The 1129-nt window shown below is 44.7% G+C and carries 2 protein-coding genes; both read right to left on the bottom strand.

From position 1 onward, the window contains the following. Window positions 1–156 precede the first annotated feature (156 nt). Window positions 157–714, bottom strand: coding sequence for a UbiX family flavin prenyltransferase (locus tag Psfp_RS21125; RefSeq protein WP_134220476.1), 558 nt, complete (start codon window positions 712–714; stop codon window positions 157–159). 33 nt (window positions 715–747) lie between these two features. Continuing rightward, on the bottom strand, window positions 748–1129 hold a 382-nt coding region (locus Psfp_RS21980), incomplete at its 5' end, for a proteasome assembly chaperone 4 family protein (RefSeq protein WP_192895577.1).

The raw sequence follows: 1129 nt of genomic DNA, 5'->3' as shown, positions 1-1129 counted from the left end.
CAATACGCCGTACATCCGGCTCCGGCATAACTTCATCGGTATAATGAACCAACTGTCCCGCTTTCTCCAACTGCTCTAAAAATCCCCGAAGGCTGTTCCCTTCCATTGCTATCACTCCTTTTGTAAATAAGAGAATTCCAAAGGGCGACTTAAGTCTTATCCGTTCCATCTTTTGGCGTTTGCATGCCTGATGCCGAACTGGTCAAGCAGCTTCATGACGTGATGGCTTATTAAATCCTCTATATTAGATGGGTGATTGTAAAAAGCAGGCATCGGTGGAACCACTTTTACTCCTATTTTTGCCAGCCGCAGCATATTCTCCAGATGGATCGAACTTAAAGGGGTTTCTCTCGGACATATTACCAGTTTTCTGCCTTCCTTAATCATTACATCGGCTGATCTTGAAATAAGGTTTTCGCAGTAGCCATTGGCAATAGAGCTCAACGTTTTCATGCTGCAGGGCACCACGATCATGCCGTCATTAATAAAGGAACCGCTTGATGTTTTAGCTCCAAGATTTTTATTGTCATATACCACTGTAGCCAGACTTTCTAAATAATCCGGAGAATACTCTGTTTCTATTTGCAGATTGTTTTTGGCCCAGTTGCTCATAATAAGGTGCGTATTGACATCTTTATTCTTTTTTAAAGCCTCCAACAATCTCACTGCGTAAATTGATCCGGTGGCGCCTGTAACTCCTACTACAATATCCATCCCAGTTAACCCCTTCTATGAAAGATAAAGGCTTTAACGCATATCTTTGTTGCAGGCAGCAACAAGCAAATCAGTTAATGCTTCCTGCACCAGATCACCGATCCTTCGAATATCCTCAGACTTGATCTGCTCGTTGTGAATTCCACAAGAAACGACAACGGGCGCATTGAGTCTGCTTGCCAGAAAATAAGCCGCCGGACGGACAATCTCATCTTCCTTATGCCCGGTCAAGGTCAATACAGAAACCGTGGCGCTTATACGCGCGGAATTTTGCAGGCTCGGGCGCGGAATACCCAAAGCTATGGAGCCCAGGTGGGGAATTTCCCCACCTGTAATAACGACATTCCAGTCCTTGCCCATAGCTGTTGCCTGCAAAACCACATGTAACCCGTTGTGTTCCTTATGAATCTCAATA

Source organism: Pelotomaculum sp. FP (assembly GCF_004369245.1).
Lineage (GTDB): Bacteria > Bacillota > Desulfotomaculia > Desulfotomaculales > Pelotomaculaceae > Pelotomaculum_C > Pelotomaculum_C schinkii.
Note: the sequence above shows the minus strand (reverse complement) of the source record. Positions and strands in the feature narration are given on the sequence as shown.

Excerpts from the sequence above, each read along its gene's own strand:
- Psfp_RS21125 (WP_134220476.1), bottom strand. The coding sequence starts at position 714 with ATGGATATTGTAGTAGGAGTTACAGGCGCCACCGGATCAATTTACGCA.